Source organism: Pseudidiomarina piscicola (genome assembly GCF_902806985.1).
Taxonomy (GTDB): domain Bacteria; phylum Pseudomonadota; class Gammaproteobacteria; order Enterobacterales; family Alteromonadaceae; genus Pseudidiomarina; species Pseudidiomarina piscicola.
In genome coordinates, this window is sequence record NZ_CADCXY010000004.1 from 113121 (window position 1) to 139120 (window position 26000).

Below are 26000 nucleotides of genomic sequence, written 5' to 3' on the forward strand. Positions count from 1 at the left end.
CTCCTGTGTTTAGCCGCTTATGAATTAGACACTGTACTTACACACTGTAATACAGATCAAATTCAATTGGGTGCGTGGTCATTTTTAACGTCATCACTTCTTCTTGTTTAAGGGCAATGTAGGCGTCGATCATATCGTCGGTCATTACACCGCCTTGCTTCAAGAAGTCGCGGTCTTTGTCTAACGCTTCCAATGCCATTTCTAAGGAATGACACACGGTTGGAATTTCTTTCGCTTCTTCCGCCGGTAGGTCGTACAAGTCTTTATCCATAGCGTCGCCAGGGTGGATCTTGTTTTTAATACCATCAAGACCCGCCATCAGCAACACGCTGAAGCATAAGTACGGGTTCGCTGCCGGGTCAGGGAAACGAACTTCGATACGACGGCCCTTGGTATTGGCAACCAACGGAATACGAATCGACGCAGAACGGTTACGGGCTGAATAAGCTAACATTACTGGCGCTTCGAAACCTGGAACCAAACGCTTATACGAGTTGGTGGCTGGGTTTGCGAACGCGTTGATCGCCCGCGCATGTTTAATGATACCGCCAATGTAGTAAAGCGCAGTTTCACTCAAACCGCCATATTGATCGCCCGCGAACAAGTTTTTGCCGTCTTTCGCAAGTGACATATGCACATGCATGCCTGAGCCATTGTCACCTACGAGCGGCTTCGGCATAAAGGTCGCGGTCATACCGTAGGAATGAGCGACGTTGTGCACTACATACTTGTAGATTTGAATTTCGTCGGCTTTCTTGGTCAACGTGTTGAAGCGGGTAGCGACTTCGTTTTGGCCCGCTGTTGCCACTTCATGGTGGTGCGCTTCGACCACTAAGCCCATGTCTTCCATCACCGTGCTCATGGTGCTACGAATATCATGCGCTGAATCAACTGGAGGCACTGGGAAATAACCACCTTTCACACCCGGACGGTGAGCGAGGTTACCATCGGCGTACTCTTTACCTGAGTTCCATTTTGCTTCTTCCGCTTCAATTTTATAGAACGAGCCACTCATATCGGTGTGGAAACGCACATCGTTAAACAAAAAGAACTCTGGCTCAGGGCCAAACAATGCGGTGTCAGCGAAACCAGCACTTTGCAAATAGGCTTCTGCACGACGCGCAATCGAACGCGGATCACGGTCATAGCCTTGCATGGTATCCGGCTCAAGAATGTCACACACCACGTTCAACGTAATTTCGTCAGTGAAGGGGTCAATCACACATGAATCACAGTCCGGCATAAGCACCATGTCTGATTCGTTGATGCCTTTCCAGCCGCCGATGGAGGAGCCATCGAACATTTTGCCTTCTTCGAAGAAGTCTTCGTCGATTTGCGACACCGGAATGGTGACGTGCTGTTCTTTACCTTTGGTATCGGTAAAGCGCAGATCTACGAATTTCACTTCCTTTTCTTCGATTAATTTCATTACGTCTTGTGCTGTCGACATGTGTTCCTCCGGGATCGCGAATGTCTCTATCTGTCAATGAAAACGAGTATAACCTGTTCTGGATAATTTTTCTTCCGTTACCTTGCGTTTGCAAAGGTTGTGCCAAAACAGTGCTTCCTTTATTTTTCAGCTAGTTACAGGAGTTCCCTTTCGGTGAACGCCGCTGTGACCGCCGGAAAGGTCGTTTTTCATCTCTTTTCGCACCATTCTAGTGCAATAGATCGCACTATCATAGTGCATTCACTTTCGCCTGCTGTCGTTTAAGCAGTGACGCATACAGTAAAGGTATCACTAATAGCGTCAACACCGTTGACACCGCAATACCGAAGATCAAACTCACCGCCAAGCCGTTAAAGATCGGGTCATCCAATATAAAGAAAGCCCCCATCATGGCCGCAATCGCGGTAAGTACGATAGGCTGAGTACGCACCGCTGCAGCTTCAATTACCGCGTCATTGATGGGTTTGCCCGCCGCCACCGATAGGCGGACAAAGTCGACCAGCAAAATCGAGTTACGCACAATAATTCCAGCCAGCGCAATCATGCCGATCATCGATGTGGCGGTGAATTGAGCGCCTAATAGCGCATGCCCTGGCATAATACCGATAAGCGTTAACGGAATGGGCGCCATAATCACTAAAGGTGTGCCATAGCTACCAAAGTGACCCACCACCAATAGGTAAATCAATAACAGTCCCACCGCATAAGCTAAACCCATGTCACGAAAGGTTTCATAGGTGATTTGCCATTCACCGTCCCATTTCAGGGCTGCTTGGTCCCACTCTGGTGGTTGGGTGATATAGCTTTGCGGTAAATCAATCGCCCCTGCAGCGGCGAATAAACCATACAGCGGCGAGTCTAATTCGCCGGCCATGTCTGCCGTGACATACACCACCGGGCGCAAGTCTTTATGGTAACGCGGTTGCTGCAGCGGCACCGGTACAGGCTCCAGCAGTGCACTTAGCGGTACACTGGCACCGCTGTTGCTGGTTACCGTAAGCGCTTCAAGTTGCCGCACTTGGCCCTGCCAGTTTGCCGGCAAGTACAACTTTACGGGCACTGGTTGTAGCTGGTCGAGCGCTGCAACGTAGGTTACCGGTAGGCCACTAAGCGCGGTTTGTAAGGTGAGCAATGCCTGCTCCGGCTGAACGCCCAACTGCGTCGCTCGGGCAGTGTTGATTTGCCAAACTTCCTCAGCGGTTTCATCGGGGCCACGTTGCGCCACTAAAGTCGTGTCGACATCAACCACGCCAGCGGTAGCGGCCAGTTCGCGCTGTACCTGCTCTGCTGCCTGCTCTCGCGCAATTGCGGATGGGCCATAAACTTCAGCCACGATGGGCGCCATGACCGGCGGCCCAGGTGGAACTTCAACGACTTTTAAACGAGCGCCAGCTGCTTCGACTAAGGGCGCCAACAATGGCCGAATTGCTAGTGCGACTTCATGACTCGCGCGGTCGCGCTCGCCTTTAGCGGCCAAACTCACCTGAATGTCACCCTGATGCGCTTGTCGCCTAAGGTAATACTGCCGTACCAAACCGTTAAAGCCGATCGGTGACGCCGTGCCCGCATAGATTTGCGTAGCAGTGACTTCCGGCACCTCGTCGAGCTTTTCCGCCAACTGCAATAATAGGCCGTTGGTCTGCTCTAAACTTGAGCCCTCGGGCATATCCAGTACCAGTTTTATTTCGCTTTTATCGTCAAACGGTAGCATTTTCATGACCACCGCTTGCACCGCCGCTAAACCAAGCATCGCGACGATAAGCACAATCAGCCCAGCGCCCATAAAATACCTGCGCTTGCGACTTTCAAGAAGCGGCCGCATGAGCGCGCTGAACAGGCGTTGCAAGCGTCCGGCCTTGGGCTCGGCGTCAGGGGTCGGCTGCGAGTCAGCCTTGCTGGCGGAGTGGTCACTCAAAATATGCCGTGCCAGCCACGGTGTTACGGTTAAGGCAATAATCAACGATAGCAACATGCCTAGTGACGCATTGATGGGGATCGGGCTCATATAGGGCCCCATTAAACCGCTCACAAAGGCCATTGGTAACAACGCAGCAATTACGGTGAAGGTGGCTAAGATGGTGGGCCCGCCCACTTCGTCCACGGCCGGGGGTATGGCTTCTTTTAACGACTTGCCAAGGGCTAAATGGCGATGAATGTTTTCCACCACAACGATGGCGTCGTCCACTAGAATGCCGATCGAAAAAATCAGCGCAAACAATGAAACTCGGTTAAGCGTGAAGCCCCATGCCCATGACGCAAATAAGGTCGTGGCGAGGGTTAACACTACTGCACTGCCGACAACCACGGCTTCACGTTTGCCCAAGGCAAACAGCACTAAGGCCACCACTGAAATAGTCGCAAAGATAAGTTTCTGAATCAGCTTCGAGGCTTTATCGTCGGCGGTCTGACCGTAGTTACGTGTTACCGCCACCTCAAGCTCAGGTGGTAGCCATTGTTGCTCTAAGTCCGCTAGCCGCTGCAACACCGCGGCGGCCACATCGACCGCATTTTCGCCGGCTTTTTTGGTCACGGTCATCGTTACCGCAGGTTCTGCCTGTGCGCCTTTAGTGCGTGACCACACATAGCGCGATGGGCGATTTGCACCACTGCTAACCGTTGCGACTTGTTCGAGTCGTACCGGGCGGCCATCGACCACGGCAACAATCAGCTCACGTAATTCTTGCGCACTGGCAATGAAGCCGCCCGCTTGCACCGCAATCTGCTCGCCTTGTGCCAAGCGATAACCCGCCTGCGTACTCACATTTTGCCGCGTTAGGGCCTGCGCTACTTGGCTAATATCGAGCCCCACTTGGGCTAACGCGGTGGTATCTAACGTCACACTTAGTTGCTCAGGTTCGGCACCAATGATCGCAATGTCGCGCACGCCACTAACGTTTTGTAAGGGCGCACGTAAGGTATCGGCCACGGACTTTAAATCGAGGTCGCTAGAGGTTAGGGTCAAACCCAAAATAGGTACATCATCAATACCGCGTGCCTTCACTAGGGGCTGACTGGTTTGCGGGTGCCCCTGCTGCCAAGACGCTAAACTATCAAACAATTCAAGCAGCGCTTTGTCACGCGCAACACCTACTTCAAATTGCACGGTCACCAGTGCTTGTCCGGCCTGAGAAACAGAATAAATGTGTTCAATGCCCTGCATGCGCGAGAAGTGTTGCTCTAACGGTGTGGCCAATTGCTGTTCAACTTGGTCCGCACGTGCACCGGGAAAGGCCACCATGACATCGGCCATAGTGACATCAATTTGGGGTTCCTCTTCGCGCGGCGTAATGAACGCAGCCATTACTCCTAATAACAACCCAAAGAGTGCCAACAGTGGCGTAATTTGTGACCGCTCACCCCACGCAGCCAGGCGCCCTGCCAGGCCAAATTTAGTTGCCATACTGCACCGCCTCACCTGCGGCTAAGCCGGCAATAATTTCAATGTCGCTGCCGTAGCGAGCACCAACACGTACGGCTCGCCAATTGCCTGAGGCCAACTTCACCATGGTGAGCTCACCTTGTCGGTACAGTGCAGCGGCTGGAATTACCACACCTTGGTGCTCACCGACCTTCACTTTGACACTTTGCCATTGGCCGGGCAGAAAACCGGTCTGGCTCGGCAGCGTCAGACGCAGTCGTTGTGTCCCTGAGCGTTGGTGCGCGGTAGGAAATACCAAGAACTCCAGCGGTGTCACCCCGGCCACACGTGCCCATGCGAAATTTGCCGCCGCAGACGCATAGGTCGCAGGTAAATCGACATGAATACGAAGTTGCTCGGGATCAAAGCCGCTCATCAAAGGCGTGCCTGGTTGCACTAACTCACCCGGTTCGACCAAGCGTTCACTCACCAGCCCCGCATAAGGCGCTTTCACTTCAGTGTACGAGAGTTGCTCTTGTGCTCTGGCGACCGCGGCCTGGGCGCTAGTTTTTTGCGCTTTCGCGGTTTCAAGGTTGGCTTGCACCCGATCACGTTCGGCCGTCGAAAGTAGGTTTTGTGCCACCATTTTCGTCACTCGGTCATGCTCTTGCTGCGTCGCCAGCAGGTTTGCATTTGCGGCGGCCAGCTCTGATTCTGCTTGCGCTAAGGCTTGATATTGCTCGACCGAGGTAAGCGTAACTATGGTGCTACCAGCACTGACATTATCACCCACATCTACCAGTACTTGCTGAACGCGGCCTGACACTTGGGCGGAAACTGTCGCCGCATTACGAGCTTCAACTACGCCTTGCAGTTGCAGGTAATCGGGCAGCTTTTGCTGCTCGGCAACGATATGATTTGCCGCTGAACCCTGCGCCATTGCTGGTGTCGCGAACAGGCCAGCAACAAGCACAATCGACAGAACGAATAGCCCACCAAGAGAGCGGGGAATGGTAACAACGTACATAGTGTGAACCTTTTCCGAGACGGTTTATATCTATTAGTTTAGAAGATTCTAAAATAGAATTCTAGTGCCAGTCACACCCTGTCACAAAGTCTTTATTTCTAATTCTTGTTTGCTATGCTAGTTTTGCAATTAAAGTCCTAGAGTAGAGTGTATGTTTACTCGGTTAACATCTTCTGCAGCTACCAAGTTTGTCATTGCCGTTGCTAGCTTTTTTAGTGTGACTGGCGTGGTTGGCTTTACCGAACTTGGCTTGTACCAAGACCAACTCTTAATGGCCTTGATACCTAGCTCATTGTCTGCATCAACCCTGCTTATAGGTATGGGTTACTTTGCGCTGCTTTATCGCAAACGTGTTTTTGCCCGGCTCGTCGGCTGTTGTCTATTAGCAATCATTGCTGTTGTTTTCGCGCTTGTTGTTTACGCCGACACTACAAGCCTGCTAGCACTACCACTCGAAGTGGTCATGACTGTGGTGGGTGGCACTGCATTACTTTTTATAGTCTCACCTAAAAGCTCTTTCGGGCGTTGGCTATGGCCTATTATTTTAGCGCTTAACCTACTTGTTTTTGTTTTATTACAAAGCAGCATTTGGGGCCTTTCAGTATTACCTGGCTTAGACTCTGAGCAGGCCAACTATCTAGCGCTCACCTTGGTCGCCATGCATATTTTATTCGGCACCGCGAGCTTAGCGATGCTTTACTGGTTTAGCCGCAGAACCTATAACTGCCGTCCAATTTTAAAGCGTACCTTAGTGACCATAGTCGTCATTGTTGCCACTGGCTTTGGCGTTTGGTACTCGTCAAGCTACAGCGACTTGGCCGCAGCCAGCGATAAAGCGCGTACCAAAATAGCCATGATTGGCAACATGATCGATGAAACCTTAAGTGAGCAACGTAAACTCGCGCGACGCTTGCAGGAACGCATAGCAACGACGGAAAGTGAGGCGCACTTCCAATATTTATTAACGGATCACCTTGAGGTTTATCCGCAGGACTACCCAATTATTAGAGGTTTCGTTGTGTTCGATGAGCAAGCACAACCTTATACCTCGACTCACTATGGCGATCAGTTTTTGGCACAGGGACATTTAGCCTCCGAGCGTTTCCACCAATGGTTGCAAAGCATTGAAGCCACACCTGAAGTGATTATTAGTGGTACTTCATTAACCACTGACAATCCAACCTTTATGATTGGTATACCGGCGCCAAGCCCCAGTGGCGAGTTTTATCGTGTGGTGATGCTGATGGATATTAACCGTGTTATCACCCCAGAGTACATTGAGCCTTTTGCCGATATGCGTACCTACCTACGGCTCAACTCCGAACTACTGATTCCCATGGGGGATGATACCAGTCAAGTGATCACTGAGGCTGAGCTAAGCGAGCACTTCCCACACTACCTCGCTGCGAGTGTGATGCTAGGGCAAGGTGCACAAACCACGTTTTATAGCGTGCTTGGTGACTACGCTGAAATCAAAGCCAATGCGCAAATCAATCAGCTGATGTTATGGCTCACCTTTGCCTTTATTTTTATTTACGTGTTAGCTGAAGACAACGCCCAGCGGCTGGTCGATAAGCAAGACGAATTGCGCTATCTCGCCTTACACGATGAAATTACCGGTTTGCTCCGACGCGATACGTTTACCAACTACCTGAACCAACGTGATGCCATTGCTGCATCCCTGGCGCCACATTATCGTGCGATTCTATTTCTGAACTTAGACGGCTTTAAACCGATTAACGACAGTTTGGGTCATCGCTTGGGCGATGATGTGTTGGCCGAAACGGCAGCACGCATTCGGGCCGTATCACCTGCCGATGCTCGTGTGGCACGATTCAGTGGTGACGAGTTTGTTATTTACTTTGAGAGTAACACTGAAGTTGACCTCCAAAAGGTTGCAGAGACCCTGTTACGCGTCGTTCGCAAACCCTACTTTATTAACAATATCGAAGTGCATCTGACGGTCAGTATCGGTGCCGTAAGCAGTAACGGTGATGACCGCCATGCAAGCAACATGATGCAACACGCCGAAATCGCCATGAGCCAAGCAAAACAACTTGGCGGTAATTTGGCGCAACACTTCGTCAGCCAGATGGCGCAAGACTACCAACGCCAAGTGCAGTTGCGTAACGCCTTACAATTGGCACTAGATAAAAATGAACTCGAAGTACATTACCAGCCTATTTATGACACGCAGAGTCGCAAAATTGTGGCCATCGAAAGCTTAGTCCGCTGGCGTGATAACGGTGCTTATGTCTCACCTGCTGAGTTTATACCGATTGCCGAAAGTACCGGGCAAGTGATTCCTCTTGGCGAGCAAGTACTTGACCTGGTGCTAAGCGACATTCAGCGGCACCCCGCGCTGCAGCAGCTACAAGTTGCGGTGAATATCTCCGCCCAACAGTTGCAACGCTATAACTTTGCCAAATACCTGAAGGGTCGGCTGGCGCATTTCAAAGTGGCACCAGCTAACCTTGCGCTCGAGCTCACCGAAGGCATTTTTGTTGGCGAAGGCAAAACAACCATTGCCTCATTACAAGCGTTGAGCGATTTAGGTTGTACCGTCGCCATCGATGATTTTGGTACCGGTTTTTCGAGTTTGTCTTATTTAAATCGTTTACCTGCCGATGTCATAAAAATTGACCGAGCCTTTACCGCTGGCCTTACCGAAGATCTAGAACTTCAGGCCGTGGTACGCGGTATTGTCGAACTTTGTGACTACCTCGGCAAAAAAGTTGTGGTCGAAGGCATCGAAAGTGAAGCCCAATGCGAAATCTTTCAACAGCTTGGTGTGCAGCGCCTACAGGGCTTTTATTTTGCCCGGCCAATGCCCCTCGACAAGCTACTCACCAACCTTAATAATTAGGCTGTTGATTATTTAGCCTGCTATTTGTACGAAAATCCTGTATAATTCACGCCATTTTTCACCCCCCAATCAACGGGACTTGTCCCGTCTTTGAGATCTACTTCATGAGCAAGTTTGTAAACAGTAAAGAAATTAGTAAGTTACGTAATATCGCGATCATCGCGCACGTTGACCATGGTAAAACAACATTGGTCGACAAGTTATTACATCAATCAGGTACTCTCGAGAGTCGTGGTGAAGTCCAGGAACGTATCATGGACAGCAACGACATTGAGAAAGAACGCGGCATCACCATTTTGGCGAAAAATACCGCGATTGATTACAACGGTTACCGTATCAATATCCTAGATACCCCTGGACACGCCGATTTTGGTGGTGAGGTTGAGCGTGTACTGTCAATGGCCGACTCGGTACTTCTTTTGGTTGACGCAGTTGATGGCCCGATGCCACAAACGCGTTTTGTGACCCAAAAAGCGTTCTCCCACGGCTTGAAGCCTATTGTTGTTGTAAACAAAATTGACCGTCCAGGCGCACGCCCCGACTGGGTCGTTGATCAAGTTTTCGATTTATTCGATAACCTTGGTGCCACCGACGAACAATTGGATTTCCCAATTGTTTACGCATCTGCGTTGAACGGCTTTGCAACCCTTGATCCGGAAAACACCAGCGCCGATATGACGCCGTTGTTTGAGACGATTTTAGAGCGTGTTGAAGCACCTGATGCAGACCGCGATGGTCCATTACAGATGCAAGTGTCACAGCTCGACTATTCAAGCTACCTTGGCATTATCGGTATTGGCCGCATCAAGCGCGGTACGTTGAAAGTCAACCAAGCGGTCACCGTGGTCGGTGCCGATGGCTCACAGCGTAACGGTAAAGTAGGCAAAGTTTTTGGCTACCTTGGCTTAGATCGCCTGGAAACCGAAACCGCAAGCGCTGGTGACATTGTTGCCATCACTGGTTTGGGTGAGCTGAAAATATCAGACACCATTTGTGCTGCGGGAAGCCCTGAAGCACTGAAACCGCTGTCAGTTGACGAGCCAACAGTGACCATGACTTTCCAGGTCAATACGTCACCATTTGCCGGTAAAGAAGGTAAATTTGTCACCTCGCGCCAGATCCTTGAGCGGTTGCAACACGAGCTGATGCACAACGTGGCGTTGCGCGTTGAAGAAACCGATAACCCAGACCGTTTCCGCGTGTCGGGTCGTGGTGAATTACACCTCGGTATTTTGATTGAAAATATGCGTCGTGAAGGCTTTGAACTCGCCGTTTCACGCCCAGAAGTTATTATCAAAGAGGAAGACGGTCAAACTCTTGAGCCGTTCGAAAACTTAACCGTTGATATCGAAGAAGAGCATCAAGGTTCGGTGATGGAAAAACTAGGTCTACGCAAGGCCGAAATGACCAACATGACACCTGACGGTAAAGGTCGCGTGCGTATCGACTTTATGGTGCCAAGTCGCGGCTTGATCGGTTTCCAAACTGAATTCATGACCCTGACGTCAGGTTCAGGCTTGATGTACAAAACCTTTGATCATTATGGCCCGCACAAAGGCGGCAAAATTGGTCAACGCATGAACGGTGTATTGATTTCTAATGCAACCGGTAAAGCATTGACCTACGCGCTGTTTAATCTGCAAGAGCGCGGCAAGTTGATGGCGTCTCACGGTGATGAAGTTTACGAAGGTCAGATTATCGGTGTTCACAACCGTGGTAACGACCTTACCGTCAACTGTTTGAAGGGTAAGCAGTTAACCAACGTACGAGCGTCAGGTACGGATGATGCCTTAACGCTTTCACCACCGATTCGTTTAACGCTTGAGCAAGCGCTTGAGTTTATTGATGACGATGAGTTGGTCGAGATCACGCCTAAGTCAACGCGTATCCGTAAGCGCCTGCTTACGGAAACCGAACGTAAGCGTGCAGGTCGAGCACCTAAAGATAGTTAAGCTTTCCTGCTTAACGTTTTGCTGAACAACGTAGCGGCCAACTTTGGTCGCTACGCTTTTCTTAACCATTTAACGATTTGTCTATTTGGTTGACAAGATAATAAATATCAAAGGGTTTACCAATAAACCCGGCCATTCCTAACGCCTCAGATTTTGCCTTTAACTCATCAGACGCCAGCGCCGTAACGAGCAGGCCAATGGGGTTTTGCGCCAGTACGAAACAAAGTTGCTCATACAGTTCCAACCCTGTCCGATCAGGCATGTTTTGGTCCAACAGCACCACATCAACATGGCTCCGCTTAACAAACTCTATTGCATCGGCCGGGTGGCTTAAAGCGGTTACGTTGCAAAAGCCTGCGGTTTTTAGCACTTCCACGAGAAGCATCAGGTTGGTTGGGTTGTCATCCACCACCAGCAGCTTTGCCTGTGGGTGCTGCGTCATCAAGTGTTTCATGCTGACGGCTCGTTATAACGAGGTAACGTGATGGTGAACATGCTGCCATGATCGAGGGTACTCATCACCTGAATGCGCCCGCCCATGCGCGCGACTAAATCGCGACTTATGGTTAAGCCGATCCCGTTCCCTTGCACATTCGATGTTTCTTTGCCATTACGCTCATAAGGTTCAAAAATGGCCTCAACCTGGTCTGCATCAATGCCATGTCCTTCGTCTCTAACTTGCAGGTGCACGTCGCTTTCATCGCTTTCACAGCTTACATACACACGGCCACCCTGACGGTTATATTTGATTGCATTCACAAGTATGTTGGTCAGAACTTGCTTGATGCGCTGCGCATCGCCAACAACCGCAGGGCAGTTTAAGTGAGTACAATAGATACTCACCGCTTTTTCGTCGGCCGTTGGCATGACCCAGCTCTTCGCTTCGGCCACCACTTCGCTCAAGTCAACGCGAGACGCTTGCACTGAAAGTGACCCTGCCTCAATTTCGTTGTGCGTCAGAATATCGTCAATCAAGCGCAATAAATGACTACTCGCACGCTTGATTTGATGAATCGAAAGTTGCTGCTGTTCGGTCAAAGGCCCAAGTTCAGTCAGTTGCGTAAAGCCGACAATAGCGGTCAACGGCGTTTTCAATTCATGGGTGACCGACGACAAAAACAGCGATTTTTCACGGTTCCCTTTATCCGCATCTTGTTTCGCTTGTTGTAGATGCAGTTCAGCTCGTTTGCGCTGTTCTACATCGGTCAAGGTCGCAACAATTCGAGTACGCGTACCGAGAGTGCTTAACGTACCTTGCCCACGCGCATGGAACCAAAGGTAGTCACCTGTACTGGTTCTCAATTGAAACTCTTCGTCGAACGGTGTGCCGTTGGCAAGGCTTGCGTCCATACTCTGCAAAAATTTTAGTTTATGATCGGGGTGCACCCGCGCCAGCACTTGGTCCAGTGCAACCGGCTCTTTGGGCGGTTCCTCTCCAAGCCGCTTAAACAGTGGTTTGCTGCCAAACACATCGCGGCTCATACGATCGATCTCAATGGCGATATCACCGCTCGATTGCATTGCTTCACGTAACCGCCGCTCACTTGCTGCCAGCCGCTCGACATGCTTTTTCAATATTCTTGCCATGCCTTCGACGCGCTCGCCAAGAGCTTTAAATTCAACGATCGGCGTATCTAACCGAAGGGGATGGTCGTAGTTTCGTTGTTCTATTTCGCCGAGTCGCTGCGAGAGGCTGTCGACGGCATGTTCGAGCACCCCACCTAAGCGTTTGGTCCGCTGCCAAATATAGAAAAAGTAAACGATATAAAACAGTACTAAGCCGGCCAGCATCCAATAAATTGCATGTTTTAATTCATCGTTTAGCTGCTGAGTGCTGGCGAACAATTGTTGTTCGTCGACCACCGTAAGCAGCGTCCAGTCGGTGGTTTCTATCGGGCTCCAGCCGAACATAAAGTTACTTTCATCAACGGCAAGTCGCAATTGCCCGCTGTCACGCTCAAGCTGTGCCTTCAGTTCGCTGTATTGCGACACAGCGGCCAGATTATAGTTCTGCTGTTGTATGCGTTGTTCACTTATAATGCCTTTATCAGCTTGCTTCGGTAGGGCTTCAAGACCTAAATCAGCAGCCCCACGGTCACTTATCGCCATAACATTTGAAGACTCATCAAGAAGAACGGCGTAACCTTGCCACGGTAATTCGAACGATTGTACTTCTTCAAGTAGTTCATCGATGGTGATGTCGAAGCCAGCGACGCCCATAAATTTACCGTCGATGTACACGGGACGTACCGCAGAGGCCGTCCAACCTCGACCAGCGGGGTCCAAATACACTGGCGTCCATTGGGTGGTTTGCGCGGGGTTATGCTCAGGGTCGGCAAGGTAGAAAAAACTAAAATCAGTTACATCGACCTGATGATCAAACTGCTCTAAAACATCAAAGTAAGGATAAATAGTACTGAGGCTGTCCGCTTGATTAAAATAAACTTGTTCAATTAACTCACCGTGGGTCACCAGCGAACGCATCAAGCTTTCCGTCGCTATTAAGCGGTAGGCATGCTCGAGGTTTTGACGGGCTCCCGGGGTCGCCGCAGGATAAAAAGTGGCGGCACCACCATTGTTGTTGTGCCATGTATAAAACACCCCTTGCTCGTTAAAGCGTCGCCGCGCAATTTCAGCGGTAGGAGGCACGTAGTCGGTGTCTTGTAAGGCTTGCTCTAGGGCATCGGTATAAATCGCGAGGTTAGTTTCAACGGCAGCTAACTTATTCTGTAAATAGCTTGAGTAACGCCGCGAGCTAAATTCAAGCTCATCAATCGCCGTTTCGCGAAGGTAATCGGTGCTGCGCTCGTTAACGATATGTACGCTAAAGACATAAACCAGCACCAATAACAGCTCTACAATCAGTAAGGGCACCAACGCATGTTTAGAGAACGCCGCCCACAACCAATACTTCGCTGTTTTAAACGTCCTGTTTGGCACCAGTGTTTTAGGGTTATGAGCCACCGTATCATCCTTAATTACATACTTTAGCCAAGCGACTCGGTTAAAAGTCCGAGTCGCTGTATGCAGTTAAGCGCTATGTTAGCTGATGGTGTGGTAATACGTAATAAAAAATTGAGAAAAAATGTAAAACGCTTCCGGCGAGTACAAATACGTGCCAAATCGCATGGTGGTATTTGAGTGATTTCCACACGTAAAAAATCACCCCTAGGCTATAGGCCAAACCGCCCGCCAGCAACAGTAGCAGTCCACCGATCTCTACGTGCTCCAGCATCGGCTTAATCGCAATGATAGCCATCCAGCCGAGCCCTAGGTACAGGCTTAACGATAGCCACTTCTTTCGTTCACGGGAAGCTAACTCCATGATCACGCCAAATACCGCAATGCCCCAAGCCACGCCTAAAATGCTCCAGCCCCAAGGCCCGCGTAGGTTGATTAGAGCGAAAGGTGTATAGGTTCCAGCAATTAGGAAATAAATAGCAGCGTGATCGATATGCTGAAAAAAGGCTTTAACTCGCGGCCACGGGAAGGCGTGGTACAAGGTTGAAGCCGTATACAACATGATCAAACTGGCCCCATACACGCTAACGCTGACCACGTGCCAGGTGTCGCCATTGGCAAACGACCATAACAGCATGGCGATCAATCCGATAATACTGGCAATGGCACCCACCCCATGGGTGATGGCATGGGCTACTTCTTCCGCTACGCTGTACGCTTTGGCTTTGCTCAATGGCTTAGAACTCAATGGTGATCTTCCTCTGGGTCTTCACGACCGGGTTTATGATAATCGCGGCTGATCTGCTCTAACTTACGCATAAACATATCAAAATCGCGCTGATTGTCGTAATCAAAATGATACTTATTGTGAAACTCAAGCCGCATCTTGACGTTATGACCTTCAATAAAAAGCGTATAGCCGTCATGATCTGTATAGGCTGTAATACCTTCTAGCGTATGCTGGCCTTGCTCTGCTTTTCCGTGCTCGTGGATCTTCTCATAGGCATCGAGTATTAATCTTTGATCTACTTCGTTTTTCATCGTCATGATCCTCAGTTTCGACACATCTACGTATAATGTGCGGCCTTTCCCAGCAAATTACAACCACCAGGGGGGGCAGCCCTTACATTGTAAGGGCTGCCCCCCCTTTTACATACATACATGAATGTTTGATTAAATTCGGGTATACTGTGGGCAAGTTGTCTAACTCGAGGAAGGGTTGTGGTTCGACGTACAAAAGCGGATGCGCTAACAACTCGTTTAGAGTTGCTAGATGCAGCAGAGCGTCTGTTCAGTGAGCGCGGTGTTTCAAATACTTCAATGATGCAAGTCGCAGAGGCCGCGGGCGTCACTCGTGGTGCTATTTACCACCACTTTGAGAACAAATTAGCGTTGATTTATGCACTCATGGAACGGGTCAGTTTACCCGTTGACGAAATGCGTGATGCGCTGCGCAAAGAGCATATAAATCAGCCGTTATTGCAATTACGTGAGCGTTGTTTACACATTGTGCATCAGGTGCAAAACGACCCTCACATGCAAGCATTGGTGAATATTCTCTGCCACAAATGCGAATACGTTGAAGATACACTACCAATTCACTTACGCCACCTAAGTGGTCGAAACGAGTGTATCGACGAGTGCGTGAAGCTCATTGAGCTGGCCCAGCAACAGGGCTCAGTGCGTGAAGATATTGATCCGCGACTTACGATTATCAGTATTTTTGCGCTAATTGATGGGCTGTTTTACAACTGGTTACTTGACCCGGAGTACTTTGATTTAATGAGTGCTGCAGGCAGTGGTGTCGACAACTACCTGCAGGGTATCAGTAAGGTTTAAACGCGCGACAACAGCTCGCTGAGCTGTTGCTGTGGTTAGTCGCCCTGGGCGATAAACTTGGTTAGAAAAGCGGCGTCCAGTTCAGCAATTTTAGCGGCATCGGTTTTCGCGATACTCGCAATTGCGGGGGCAACCCAAGCGCCTAAGTTGGCAAACACCGAACGCAAATGATTCATTGAACGTACCGCACCAAATTGTCCTGGCGATGCACCTGCCAACAATACCGTTTTGCCTGTCCACGGATTTGTGTCGAGTCGTGAACTCCAATCAATCGCATTTTTTAGCAGCGGTGGAATCGACGCATTGTATTCCGGCGTTACGACAATGATTTTACTTGCCTCTTGCACTGCGCTCGCGAGCTTTTGAATATTCGTCGGCACCCCGTTTTCGTCTTCATAGTCGCCATTGTATAAAGGTGCATCGAGCTCTTCTGGCGCATAAGCGTAGCATTGCTCGCCGTTACTTTGGGCGACCTCAGCTAAACGCTGCTGCAACCGACGGTTAATCGATGCCTTGCGGCTGCTTCCGGCAATAATCAATAAACTCATTCTCTCCCCTCCTGCATTGCCTCTATAAAGGCATCGGACTCGGCAATCGCCGTTTCCATTTCTTCAATAAGTTGCGCCACATCAGCTTGTAAACTGCGATACTCACCGCGAATTGCATCCACCGCGGCAGCATTAAGGTTGTGCTTCAAGTACAACACATTGTCTTGCAGCTTCTCTAACACCGGGTTCATTGTCGCAGCAGCGCGCTCCATACTTTGTAGCAGATTGGCGTAGCGTCGCTCGGTCTCTCGAAGTGAGCGTTCACTTTGGCGGCGTAGGCTATCATTACTATATTCATCGAGTTCATCACGCCATTCGTCAAAAAGGTCTTGGGCAACATCGTCGATCGATTCAATACGATCATACACACGCTCTGCTGCGCTCTTGCTAGCTTGATAGTCGTCGCTCAGTTTGGTGTATTGTGCTTCTATTTCACCACCGTCTAGCTGCAGCATCTCGTCGAGGCGTTGTAGTGCCGACTTGAACTCTTCTTGTGCATCAGCTTGGGCATCACGGGCGTCGTCGACGCGGTCGACTAAAATGTCGCGTTTATGTACACCGACTTTTTCCATAGCTCCGTAATAGGCACTCTGACAACCGGACACGGCCATTACCAAAGCCACTGCTGTTAACCACCGCATGGCGATTCCTCCTAGTAAGGTAATTCAGAACCATCCCAGTGTAGCAGCTTGCCACTGTCGTCCGCAGCTAATTTTCTGATCACGCTGGCAATTCGCTGCGCTGACTGCACCGGGCTGTAAAGCTTATCGGCGGGCAATCGCTGTTGAAAAGGCTGCGACAATGAGGTGTCCGTGGTACCTGGATGTATCGCCGCAACAACCAGTTGCTTATGGCTTCGTTGCAGTTCGATGGCGGCAGTTTTCAACAACATGTTTAACGCGGCTTTACTGGCTCGGTAGCTATACCAGCCACCAAGATAATTGTCGGTAATACTGCCTACTTTGGCGCTCAGCTGAACCCAAAATGCCGGGCTCTTGCGCGGTAGTTTCGGCACGAGCTGCTGTAACAGCATCAGTGGCACGATGGTATTCACTTGAAACGAGGTTTCCAGTTGTTGTCGATTGATTGATTTTAGATTCTTCTCAGGCATAAAGGCATCGTTATGTAGCACACCGACGGTGCTAATGACGCCCGTCAGGGGCTCAAGTTGCTCTAGCGCGACGGTCAAATCTTCGGGCCAGTAGCTGGCGACCGTAACCTGCCTTAAGCTTGCAGACGCTATTGGTACTGCATGGCGACTCCAAGCAGTCACCCGCCAACCAGCGGCCAAGTACTCTTCGACAAGAGCTTTACCTAGCCCACCCGAGGCACCAATAATAAGAATGTGTGGTGGTGCTTGCTGCATCGTTGGTTGTGGCAAAACGTGCTCCTTTAGTGAGAAATACCTTAGTAACTTTACGCAAGCGCCACGGTTTGGGATTATAGTAGTAAGTCATTTGTATAAATTAAGGACCTCAATGAACCAGGAACCGGCTTCTCCACCCGCTTGGCGTGCACGTTTAAGTATCGCGCTGGCGTTCGGCAAATACTTTGGCAAGCGCTGTCTCGACGACAAAGTCACGATTATTGCGGGCCATTTAACCTTTGTCAGTATGTTGGCACTGGTGCCATTGCTGGTGGTGATGTTCTCAATTTTTTCGGCGTTCCCGATGTTTGAGGTGTTACAAACCCAACTGGAAAACTTTCTTTTTGCCAACTTACTACCAACCTCTGGCGATGAAATTACCAATTATCTCAATGAGTTTATCGGTAACGTTTCAAATATGACCGCCATCGGGGTGGTGTTTGTTATCGTCGTGGCGGTGAATTTGATCTCCACCATCGAAGCCACCATGAATCGTATTTGGCGTAACCCGAAGCGCCGACGTTTAGCCGTTGCACTAGCAGTGTACTGGATGATTCTTACGCTGGGTCCATTACTAATGGGCTCAGGCATGGCCATCAGCTCGTATTTAATATCCCTAACGGCGTTTGCCGATAATTATGTCTCTGGGTTACGCACCACGCTGCTGAGCTTTATTCCTATCGTCACCTCGTTGATCGCTTTTTTATTGATGTACGTGCTGTTACCTAACCGTATCGTCAAAGTACGTCACGCCTTTTGGGGCGCCTTGCTGGCCGCAGTATTATTCGAAATAAGTAAGGGTGGTTTCGCTGCCTATATTGCTGCGTTCCCGTCTTACGAAGCCATTTACGGTGCTTTGGCCGCGATACCAATTCTGTTACTGTGGATCTTCTTGTCTTGGACCATTGTCTTAATTGGCGCTGAACTCACCGCCAGTATTGAAGAATTTTTTGAGGATACCGACGATGAAAGCGCTACTACAACGGGTGACGAAAGCGCAAGTTGAGATTGCCGGCGATAACGTTGCCCAGATTGACGATGGCGTACTGGTGTTACTAGGTATAACCCCATCCGATGATCAACAAGTGGCGCAGAAGCTCGCCGCTCGGGTGGCGGGTTATCGCATGTTCAGTGATGCCGACGATAAAATGAATTTGAGTTTAAGCGATATCAACGGCCAAGCATTAGTGGTGTCACAATTCACCTTAGCTGCCACCACTACCAGCGGCCGTCGTCCTAGTTTTTCCAGCGCTGCGCCGCCTGCTCAAGCGCAGCCGCTCTACCAAGAGTTCGTCGCGCAACTGCAAGAGCTGGGTATTCAGGTTGCGACCGGCGAGTTTGGAGCCGACATGCAGGTGTCATTGACGAATGATGGCCCGGTCACCTTTTTACTTGATACGGAGAAGAGTTAGCCCATGTATAAGGTGATTATTCCAACCTCTGATACCGAATGGCAAACCTATTTTGACCTTCGCTACCGTGTACTGCGCGAGCCTTTTCAGCGCCCGCGGGGCTCAGAGCAAGATGAATACGATCAGGTCGGTTATCATCGTATGGTGGTCAATGATGCCGGTGCGGCGGTGGCTATCGGTCGCTTGCACTTCAATAACCCCGATGAAGGCCAAATTCGGTTTATGGCCTCGGCACCCGAGCATCGCGGTGAAGGGCATGGTGTAGCTATTGTTTATGCGTTAGAGCAGTTTGCGCGCCAAGAAGGCGCGAAACATATTGTAATTAATTCACGCGACAATACTTTGGGCTTTTATCAAAAGTGCGGTTATCAGTTAGCGGAAGAAGCTGACACTGTTGCCAACCCTACGGCAGAGCACCAATTACGCAAGGTCTTGACCGAGCATAACCGCATCACTTACCGGCCCGACTGGTGTCGAGAGTTGCAAAATACCTGGCACGGCGATATCCCAATTTCTGAAACTATGGGTATTCGTATTCGACAGTATACGGGGCGGGAATTTGAAACCAATGCGCAACTATCTCGCAACATCAATGTGCATGGCACCATGTTTGCCGGCAGCATTTATTCGCTTGCGACCTTAACCTGCTGGGGGCTTTTACACTTGCAATTACGTGAGCGAGAGTTACCAGGAGCGGTGGTGTTAGCCGATGGTAACATCCATTACCACAAGCCAGTGTCGCGGGAACCTCGCGCAGTAGCTCGCGTCATCGATATGAACGGCGACTTGTCGAGCCTTGAACGTGGGCAAAATGCGCGCGTTCACTTGAAGTCGCAAGTGTTTGATGGCGATCAGCCAGTGGCCGAGTTTACCGGCCAATTCGTGGTTCTCGCCAAACGCCAACAAACACCAAAAGAAGAGGACGCTTAAACGTCCTCTAAGACAGCTCCAGTGGTAACTAACTGTGATAAATCGCCACTATAAATAAGTGCCGCAGCCGCTTCAATATCGGGTGCAAAGTAGCGATCTTGGTCATAATACGCGACCTTTTCACGCACTAAGCTATGCGCTTTTTCCACCGCTTTCGAAGCTTTTAGTGGCCGCCGGAAGTCGATACCTTGTGCCGCCTCTAATAACTCAATGGCGACGATATCGCGTACATTTTCGGCGATATCCGTAAGACGACGCGCAGCAAAGGTGGCCATCGAGACATGATCTTCTTGGTTCGCTGAAGTCGGTAGGCTATCGACCGAAGCTGGATGCGCCAACGTTTTATTCTCTGATGCTAAGGCTGCTGCAGTCACCTGCGCTAACATAAAGCCAGAGTTGACACCGCCGTCATTCACTAAAAACGGTGGTAGTTTACTCAGATGGTGATCGATCAGCAGCGCACTACGGCGTTCAGAAAGCGCACCAATTTCACTGGCAGCGATGGCGAGGCTATCGGCAGCTAATGCCACCGGCTCGGCATGGAAGTTACCACCGGAAATAATGTCACCATTGTCATGGAACACTAATGGGTTGTCGGTTACGCCATTGGCTTCGCGCGTTAATACGGAGCTGGCATGCTGAAGCTGATCATAGATAGCGCCCATCACCTGTGGCTGACAACGCAACGAGTAGGGGTCTTGTACCTTTTCACAGTTCTCATGATCTTGGCCGATTTCTGAGGTCTCACTGAGGAGCTCACGGAACGTCGCCGCCACAGCAATTTGACCCGGCTGACCGCGCACCTCATGGATGCGTGCATCAAAAGGTGCGCGCGAACCCATCGCAGCTTCAACGGACATAGCACCGGCCACTAACGCGCTGTGATACACCCGTTCAATTTGGAATAAGCCGTGCAGGGCAAGAGCGGTAGAAGCTTGCGTACCATTTAACAGGGCCAAACCTTCTTTTGGCGCCAGCGCTATCGGCTGCATGCCAATTTTAGCCAGACCCTCAACCGCGTCATAGATCTCACCTTTGTAACGTACCCGCCCCTCGCCAATTAATGGCAACACCAAGTGCGCTAATGGCGCTAAATCGCCCGAAGCGCCTACGGAGCCTTTGCTCGGTACACATGGGTACATTTGGTGATTAAGCAGTTCCATCAGCGCGTCGATAACCACCTGACGAATACCCGAAAAGCCGCGGCTCAACGAGTTGATTTTTAACAGCAGCATCAGTCGTACGACGGTGTCATCCATCAGCTGACCGGTACCGGCAGCGTGTGACAGAACAATACGGCGCTGCAGATCTTCTAGCTTTTCAGGTGGAATTCGGGTGTTTGCTAACAAACCAAAACCAGTGTTAATACCGTACACGACTTTGCCGGCGGCAAGCACGTCTTCTACTGTTTCTGCAGAGCGCTTGATAGCCGCTTTCGCATCATCGTGTAACGCTAGTTGTTGGGGTGCTTGCCACCATTGACGCAACTGAGTCCGCGTCAACGTTCCAGGTTGTAGAGTCATTACAGCCATTATTTGTCCTCCACCATAGGTAAGTCTAAGCCTTGTTCTTTGGCACACTGAATGGCGATGTCATAGCCTGCATCTGCATGACGCATGACACCGGTACCTGGGTCATTCCATAATACCCGGCCAATGCGTTCCGCTGCGGCATCGGTGCCGTCAGCAACAATCACCACACCGGCGTGCTGTGAGTAGCCCATACCGACACCACCGCCGTGATGTAAGCTTACCCAGGTTGCCCCACCCGCGGTGTTCAACAAGGCATTCAACAACGGCCAATCAGAAACCGCATCAGAGCCATCTGCCATGCTTTCGGTTTCTCGGTTAGGGCTTGCCACTGAGCCGGAATCAAGATGATCACGACCAATGACGATAGGTGCGGAAAGCTCACCGCTTTTCACCATTTCATTAAAGGCTTTGGCTAAACGCGCACGGTCTTTTAGACCAATCCAACAGATCCGCGATGGTAGCCCTTGGAAGCTAATTCGCTCACGCGCCATGTCCAGCCAATTGTGCAGATGCGGGTCGTCAGGAATAAGTTCCTTAACCTTGGCATCGGTCTTGTAAATATCTTCGGGGTCACCCGACAACGCCACCCAGCGGAACGGGCCAATACCTTCGCAAAACAGCGGACGAATATAGGCCGGCACAAAGCCTGGGAAATCAAACGCATGCTCAACGCCGACGTCTTTAGCCATTTGTCGAATATTATTGCCATAATCGAGGGTTGCAGCACCACGCTGTTGCAGCGTCAACATTGCTTCAACTTGCACTGCCATTGATTTTTTCGCGGCTAAAACGGTCGCTTCTGGCTCACTTTCCTGCTTGGCTTTATAGTCGTCTAAGGTCCAGCCTTGTGGTAAATAACCGTGTAGCGGGTCATGCGCAGACGTTTGGTCGGTTACCACATCTGGGGTGATGTTGCGTTCCACCAGTTCGGCATAGACATCAGCCGCATTACCTAGCAAGCCAACAGAAATTGCGCGGCCTTCTTGCTTCGCTTGGTCGAGCAGTTCCAGTGCTTCATCGAGGGAGGTCGCTTTATGATCGACATAACGCGTCCGCAAACGAAAATCGATACGCGACTCGTCTACTTCCACCGCCAGCATGTTATAGCCAGCCATAGTTGCCGCGAGTGGCTGCGCGCCGCCCATACCACCAAGGCCACCGGTCAGTACCCAACGGCCTTTCGTTTCGCCATTGAAATGCTGTTTAGCCACCGACACAAAGGTCTCATAGGTACCCTGCACGATGCCTTGTGAACCGATATAGATCCATGAGCCAGCAGTCATTTGACCGTACATCATCAAACCTTTTTTATCGAGCTCGTTAAAGTGCTCCCAGGTTGCCCATTCGGGTACTAAGTTTGAATTGGCAATGAGCACGCGCGGGGCATCGGCGTGCGTTGGAAAAACACCCACTGGTTTACCGGATTGAATCAGTAAAGTTTCAGTAGGTTTCAGACGATCCAGCACTTCGACAATTTTGTCGTAGCTTTCCCAACTACGCGCTGCACGGCCAATACCACCATACACGACTAACGCATGCGGGTGCTCTGCCACTTCAGCATCAAGGTTGTTCATTAACATACGTTTGGCAGCTTCAATTTGCCAATTTTGCGTTGTTAGTTCGCTACCGCGGGGCGCGCGAATCGTACGGCTTCTATCGAGTCGGGTAAAGCTCATGATTGTGTTCCTTCCTTCATTAAAACAGAGTACTAGGATGCAGTGACCGGCACTGCACCAAACTGTAAATGCCCACCCAGACTAAAGCGTGAGCCTGGGTGCGTTAGAATGGCGTAGGTCACTACGCCTTCCGCACTCCATGTGCGGCGATGAATACGTAAGCAAGGCTCTGGTCGCACCAAGTGAAGCCATTGACACAGCTGTGGGCTTGGCGCTACGGCTTCTATTTGATGGCTTGCTTCGGTCAGCGGTGACACCTCACACAAATACTCATGGGGGGTCAGTTGCTGGTAATCTTGTTGCAGATAGTCACTGGCTAAACTTGGATTCACATAGCGCTCTTCAACCTGCACCGGCAGGTCATTTTCAAAATGGCTAATCACCGAATGAAATACCGTTTCACCGGGCTGCAAATTAAGCATTTCGGCAACCAGATCCGATGCGGCTTCTTTGCGCAGCACATGAACTTGGGAATGATAGTCGTGCTGGCGGGCACGTATTTCATCCGCAATGTTACGAATCGCCATAAACGAGGTCTGGGACTTTATCGGTGCCACGAACGTGCCTGAGCCCTTGGTGCGGATCACCAGCCCTTCATCAGAAAGCTCCTGTAACGCTCGCCGCGCGGTCATGCGGCTCACCTTAAATTGCTGAGCTAAGGCATTTTCGGAGCTGACCGGATGGTTCTCTGGCCATTCGCCCGAAGCGATCTTGCTGTAAATATGCTGCTTAATAGATGAAAATTTAGCCATCAGATTGCTTACCTTTATGTGGTTTCTGCAATGATGTGCTAGAGTGTAGGCAACTGTAATTGTATATACAAGAGAGTTAAGGGAGAAAGTTGTATGACTCAGGCAAAACAATGCATAAAAAATGTTTCAGTCGCCACTCTTGAGGGTGATGGTTACGGCTTGCTGCATGATGCCGTGGTTTGCCTTGAAGGCGATACGATTAGCTATGTTGGCCCTGCAGCACAAGCTCCCGCAACTGAACCTGAGTGTGAAGTAATTGACGGCGAAGGTAAGCTGCTAACCCCGGGGCTGATTGACTGTCACACTCATTTGGTTTGGGCGGGTTCGCGCGCTGACGAGTTCGCGCGACGTTTGCACGGGGCCAGTTACGCCGATATAGCTGCCGCCGGTGGCGGTATTGCCGCGACGGTGCGCGCGACGCGAGCGGCAACGGAAGCCGAGTTAGTTGAGCTAAGTGCCCCACGCCTGCAGTCGTTAATGGCTGACGGCGTCACCACCGTCGAGATTAAATCGGGTTACGGTTTATCGCTTGCTGATGAACGCAAACAACTAAGAGCCGCACGTCAACTTGCGCAAGACTACCCCGTAACAGTCACCACCACCTTGCTTGCCGCGCATGCCTTACCGCCTGAATTTAAAGACCAAGGCGATGACTATATTGATCTGGTCGTCAATGAGATCCTGCCTACCCTTGCGGGCGAAGGGCTGGCCGATGCCGTTGACGCCTTTTGTGAATCAGTCGGTTTTAGCCCCGCTCAAACCGAACGGGTTTTCACCAAGGCAAAAGAACTCGGGCTACCAGTAAAATTACACGCTGAACAATTAAGTAACCAAAATGGCAGCGCGCTTGCCGCGCGTTATCAAGCACTGTCCTGCGACCACCTAGAATATTTAGACGAAACTGGGGTGAAAGCCATGGCTGAGAGCGGCACGGTGGCGGTGTTATTACCCGGAGCGTTCTATTTCTTACGCGAAACAAAGTTGCCACCCCTAGAACTACTGCGTGACTACCAAGTACCCATTGCCTTAGCGACCGATGCCAACCCGGGCACCTCGCCGATTTTGAGCTTGCAGCTAATGCTGCAAATGGGCGCTACGTTGTTCCGAATGACGCCTGAGGAATGTTTACGAGGCGTGACCTGTAATGCAGCTAAAGCATTAGGGTACAGCGACAGAGGGCAAGTGAAAGCGGGTTTAAAAGCTGATTTATGCCTGTGGAATTGCAGCGACCCCGCCGAACTGACTTACCAGTATGGTGGTCAGCAATTAGCGGCATGCTGGCATCACGGTCACCGCCGTTGATAGCCATGCAAGTAAGCAAGCACTAACTCACTAATCAGTTGGGCGATGGCAGCATCGCCCGCTTCTCTTCCCGCGGGGTGTAAGCTCGGCGCCGCTTCAGCTAAATGCAAATAACGACTATGCGGCACCGCAGCCAGCTCTGCTATGTAGGAGTAGCCTTGCGCAATGGTTAAGCCATTGAAATTGATAGCGCTGGCAGGCACGCCTTGCAAGGCATCCACATCAACTTCAATACCTAGCGGCCGTTGCCAAGTATCAGCTTGCACGCGCAGCGCAGCTAACTGTTCGTTCCAATTGCTTTGATACAACTGATGAATGCTGGTGTAGGTAAAGCCGGCGTCGGCTAATTGTCGTAAGCTTTCGGCGTTGTTCTTACCTTCATGCAAACCAACCACATGATAGTTCGCTAAAAAACCGTCGGTACACGCGTAACTAAAGCCATTACCACTATGACGCCCTTCGCGGGCACGAAAATCAGCGTGGGGGTCAAGGTTCATCGCCGCAACTGCGGTATCGGTGGCTTCGCTTAGGCTGCGCAAAAGAGGGTAGGCATTGTTGTGACCACCGCCAATTAAGATCACTTCAAAACCGGCTTGGAAGAGCGGCACTAACGCTTGCATAACTCGTTGATCAAGCTCACTGCAGAGCTCACGTAAACGATTTACTTGGCTTGCATCATTGGTGCGTAGTGCGTCCGCCTGTTGCTGTAAGTCGTGGCATTCAACCTGGCCGACCATGAGTAAGTCTTGGCTAGCAATAAAAGGCGTGGCTTGCAGGTTACAAAACCCCTTGAGGGCTGCATTCCAAGCTGTTTCCGCCCCGCCTCGGCCTAAATTGCCTCGTGGTCCAATACCTTCGGGAACACCTAAAATGGCAATTCGCGCGCCTTGTTCATAGGCGTGTGCGAGGGCACTCGCATAACTGTCTAAGTTCGCTTGTTGTGGCAGCGCCTGCACGGTTTGTCCGAGACGAACTTCGCCCTCGCGTGGCGTACACCACGCACTAGGATCACAGCAAGTAAGATACATA

At 50.6% G+C, this 26000-nt stretch carries 21 protein-coding genes; 7 read left to right on the forward strand and 14 right to left on the reverse strand.

What is annotated here, in order from left to right; all coding sequences use genetic code 11:
• Positions 1 to 37: 37 nt before the first annotated feature.
• The 3 genes from glnA to PSI9734_RS08930 form a co-directional block, all read right to left on the reverse strand.
• A complete protein-coding gene (gene glnA, locus PSI9734_RS08920) occupies positions 38 to 1450 on the reverse strand; it encodes a glutamate--ammonia ligase (RefSeq protein ID WP_217420774.1) in 1413 nt (470 codons plus the stop codon).
• Positions 1451 to 1679: 229 nt separating this feature from the next.
• Positions 1680 to 4850 carry an efflux RND transporter permease subunit gene (locus tag PSI9734_RS08925; RefSeq protein ID WP_173920773.1) on the reverse strand — a complete coding sequence of 1057 codons (3171 nt, stop codon included), beginning with the start codon at positions 4848 to 4850 and terminating at the stop codon, positions 1680 to 1682.
• Positions 4840 to 5835, reverse strand: coding sequence for an efflux RND transporter periplasmic adaptor subunit (locus PSI9734_RS08930; protein ID WP_173920774.1), 996 nt, complete (start codon positions 5833 to 5835; stop codon positions 4840 to 4842). Before PSI9734_RS08930 ends, PSI9734_RS08925 begins: the two co-directional genes overlap by 11 nt.
• A 151-nt stretch (positions 5836 to 5986) precedes the next feature.
• Between PSI9734_RS08930 and PSI9734_RS08935 the strand changes: the two genes are divergently transcribed.
• Both PSI9734_RS08935 and typA read left to right on the forward strand, forming a co-directional pair.
• Complete coding sequence (locus tag PSI9734_RS08935; RefSeq protein ID WP_173920775.1) at positions 5987 to 8701, forward strand: bifunctional diguanylate cyclase/phosphodiesterase; 2715 nt, start codon at positions 5987 to 5989, stop codon at positions 8699 to 8701.
• A gap of 104 nt (positions 8702 to 8805) precedes the next feature.
• Positions 8806 to 10653 carry a translational GTPase TypA gene (typA, locus tag PSI9734_RS08940; protein WP_173920776.1) on the forward strand — a complete coding sequence of 616 codons (1848 nt, stop codon included), beginning with the start codon at positions 8806 to 8808 and terminating at the stop codon, positions 10651 to 10653.
• 61 nt (positions 10654 to 10714) lie between these two features.
• Here typA and PSI9734_RS08945 read toward each other — a convergent pair whose 3' ends face one another.
• From PSI9734_RS08945 to PSI9734_RS08960, 4 genes are all read right to left on the reverse strand, one after another.
• Positions 10715 to 11107, reverse strand: coding sequence for a response regulator (locus PSI9734_RS08945; RefSeq protein ID WP_173920777.1), 393 nt, complete (start codon positions 11105 to 11107; stop codon positions 10715 to 10717).
• On the reverse strand, positions 11104 to 13617 hold the full coding sequence (locus PSI9734_RS08950; RefSeq protein WP_173920778.1) for a cache domain-containing sensor histidine kinase: 2514 nt from the start codon (positions 13615 to 13617) through the stop codon (positions 11104 to 11106). The genes PSI9734_RS08945 and PSI9734_RS08950 overlap by 4 nt, the downstream gene beginning before the upstream one ends.
• Positions 13618 to 13690: 73 nt before the next feature.
• On the reverse strand, positions 13691 to 14362 hold the full coding sequence (gene trhA, locus PSI9734_RS08955; RefSeq protein ID WP_246194866.1) for a PAQR family membrane homeostasis protein TrhA: 672 nt from the start codon (positions 14360 to 14362) through the stop codon (positions 13691 to 13693).
• Positions 14359 to 14655 carry a DUF3081 family protein gene (locus PSI9734_RS08960; RefSeq protein WP_173920780.1) on the reverse strand — a complete coding sequence of 99 codons (297 nt, stop codon included), beginning with the start codon at positions 14653 to 14655 and terminating at the stop codon, positions 14359 to 14361. The genes trhA and PSI9734_RS08960 overlap by 4 nt, the downstream gene beginning before the upstream one ends.
• Before the next feature lie 180 nt (positions 14656 to 14835).
• Here PSI9734_RS08960 and PSI9734_RS08965 point away from each other — a divergent pair, with 180 nt between their 5' ends.
• The gene (locus PSI9734_RS08965; protein WP_173920781.1) at positions 14836 to 15453 is read left to right on the forward strand and encodes a TetR family transcriptional regulator; all 618 of its coding nucleotides are present in this window, start codon (positions 14836 to 14838) and stop codon (positions 15451 to 15453) included.
• Positions 15454 to 15488: 35 nt separating this feature from the next.
• Here PSI9734_RS08965 and PSI9734_RS08970 read toward each other — a convergent pair whose 3' ends face one another.
• From PSI9734_RS08970 to PSI9734_RS08980, 3 genes are read right to left on the reverse strand one after another with little or no spacing between them, the layout of a single operon-like run.
• Complete coding sequence (locus tag PSI9734_RS08970; protein WP_173920782.1) at positions 15489 to 16001, reverse strand: NADPH-dependent FMN reductase; 513 nt, start codon at positions 15999 to 16001, stop codon at positions 15489 to 15491.
• Positions 15998 to 16642 (reverse strand): DUF2959 domain-containing protein, encoded by a 645-nt coding sequence (locus tag PSI9734_RS08975; protein WP_173920784.1) that lies wholly within the window; start codon positions 16640 to 16642, stop codon positions 15998 to 16000. The genes PSI9734_RS08970 and PSI9734_RS08975 overlap by 4 nt, the downstream gene beginning before the upstream one ends.
• 11 nt (positions 16643 to 16653) lie before the next feature.
• On the reverse strand, positions 16654 to 17382 hold the full coding sequence (locus PSI9734_RS08980) for an SDR family NAD(P)-dependent oxidoreductase (RefSeq protein WP_246194868.1): 729 nt from the start codon (positions 17380 to 17382) through the stop codon (positions 16654 to 16656).
• Between the two features lie 97 nt (positions 17383 to 17479).
• Between PSI9734_RS08980 and PSI9734_RS08985 the strand changes: the two genes are divergently transcribed.
• The 3 genes from PSI9734_RS08985 to PSI9734_RS08995 are packed head-to-tail and all read left to right on the forward strand — an operon-like array spanning position 17480 to position 19709.
• Positions 17480 to 18373, forward strand: a complete 894-nt coding sequence (locus tag PSI9734_RS08985) for a virulence factor BrkB family protein (protein WP_173920786.1) — start codon at positions 17480 to 17482, stop codon at positions 18371 to 18373.
• Positions 18333 to 18779 (forward strand): D-aminoacyl-tRNA deacylase, encoded by a 447-nt coding sequence (dtd, locus tag PSI9734_RS08990; RefSeq protein WP_173920787.1) that lies wholly within the window; start codon positions 18333 to 18335, stop codon positions 18777 to 18779. The genes PSI9734_RS08985 and dtd overlap by 41 nt, the downstream gene beginning before the upstream one ends.
• A gap of 3 nt (positions 18780 to 18782) precedes the next feature.
• Entirely contained in the window at positions 18783 to 19709 is a 927-nt protein-coding gene (locus PSI9734_RS08995) for a bifunctional GNAT family N-acetyltransferase/hotdog fold thioesterase (RefSeq protein ID WP_173920789.1), read from the forward strand.
• Here the strand turns inward: PSI9734_RS08995 and hutH are convergent.
• The 3 genes from hutH to hutC are packed head-to-tail and all read right to left on the reverse strand — an operon-like array spanning position 19706 to position 23669.
• A complete protein-coding gene (gene hutH, locus PSI9734_RS09000) occupies positions 19706 to 21241 on the reverse strand; it encodes a histidine ammonia-lyase (RefSeq protein WP_173920791.1) in 1536 nt (511 codons plus the stop codon). The two genes, PSI9734_RS08995 and hutH, sit on opposite strands and share 4 nt — an antisense overlap.
• Positions 21241 to 22917, reverse strand: coding sequence for a urocanate hydratase (gene hutU, locus PSI9734_RS09005; RefSeq protein ID WP_173920792.1), 1677 nt, complete (start codon positions 22915 to 22917; stop codon positions 21241 to 21243). Before hutU ends, hutH begins: the two co-directional genes overlap by 1 nt.
• A gap of 32 nt (positions 22918 to 22949) precedes the next feature.
• Positions 22950 to 23669 carry a histidine utilization transcriptional repressor HutC gene (gene hutC, locus PSI9734_RS09010; RefSeq protein WP_173920793.1) on the reverse strand — a complete coding sequence of 240 codons (720 nt, stop codon included), beginning with the start codon at positions 23667 to 23669 and terminating at the stop codon, positions 22950 to 22952.
• Positions 23670 to 23762: 93 nt separating this feature from the next.
• On the opposite strand from hutC, the gene hutI reads away from it, so the two are divergent.
• Positions 23763 to 24971 (forward strand): imidazolonepropionase, encoded by a 1209-nt coding sequence (hutI, locus tag PSI9734_RS09015; protein WP_173920795.1) that lies wholly within the window; start codon positions 23763 to 23765, stop codon positions 24969 to 24971.
• Here hutI and PSI9734_RS09020 read toward each other — a convergent pair.
• Positions 24959 to 25999, reverse strand: coding sequence for a formimidoylglutamase (locus PSI9734_RS09020; RefSeq protein ID WP_173920796.1), 1041 nt, complete (start codon positions 25997 to 25999; stop codon positions 24959 to 24961). The genes hutI and PSI9734_RS09020 overlap by 13 nt on opposite strands.
• Position 26000 lies beyond the last annotated feature (1 nt).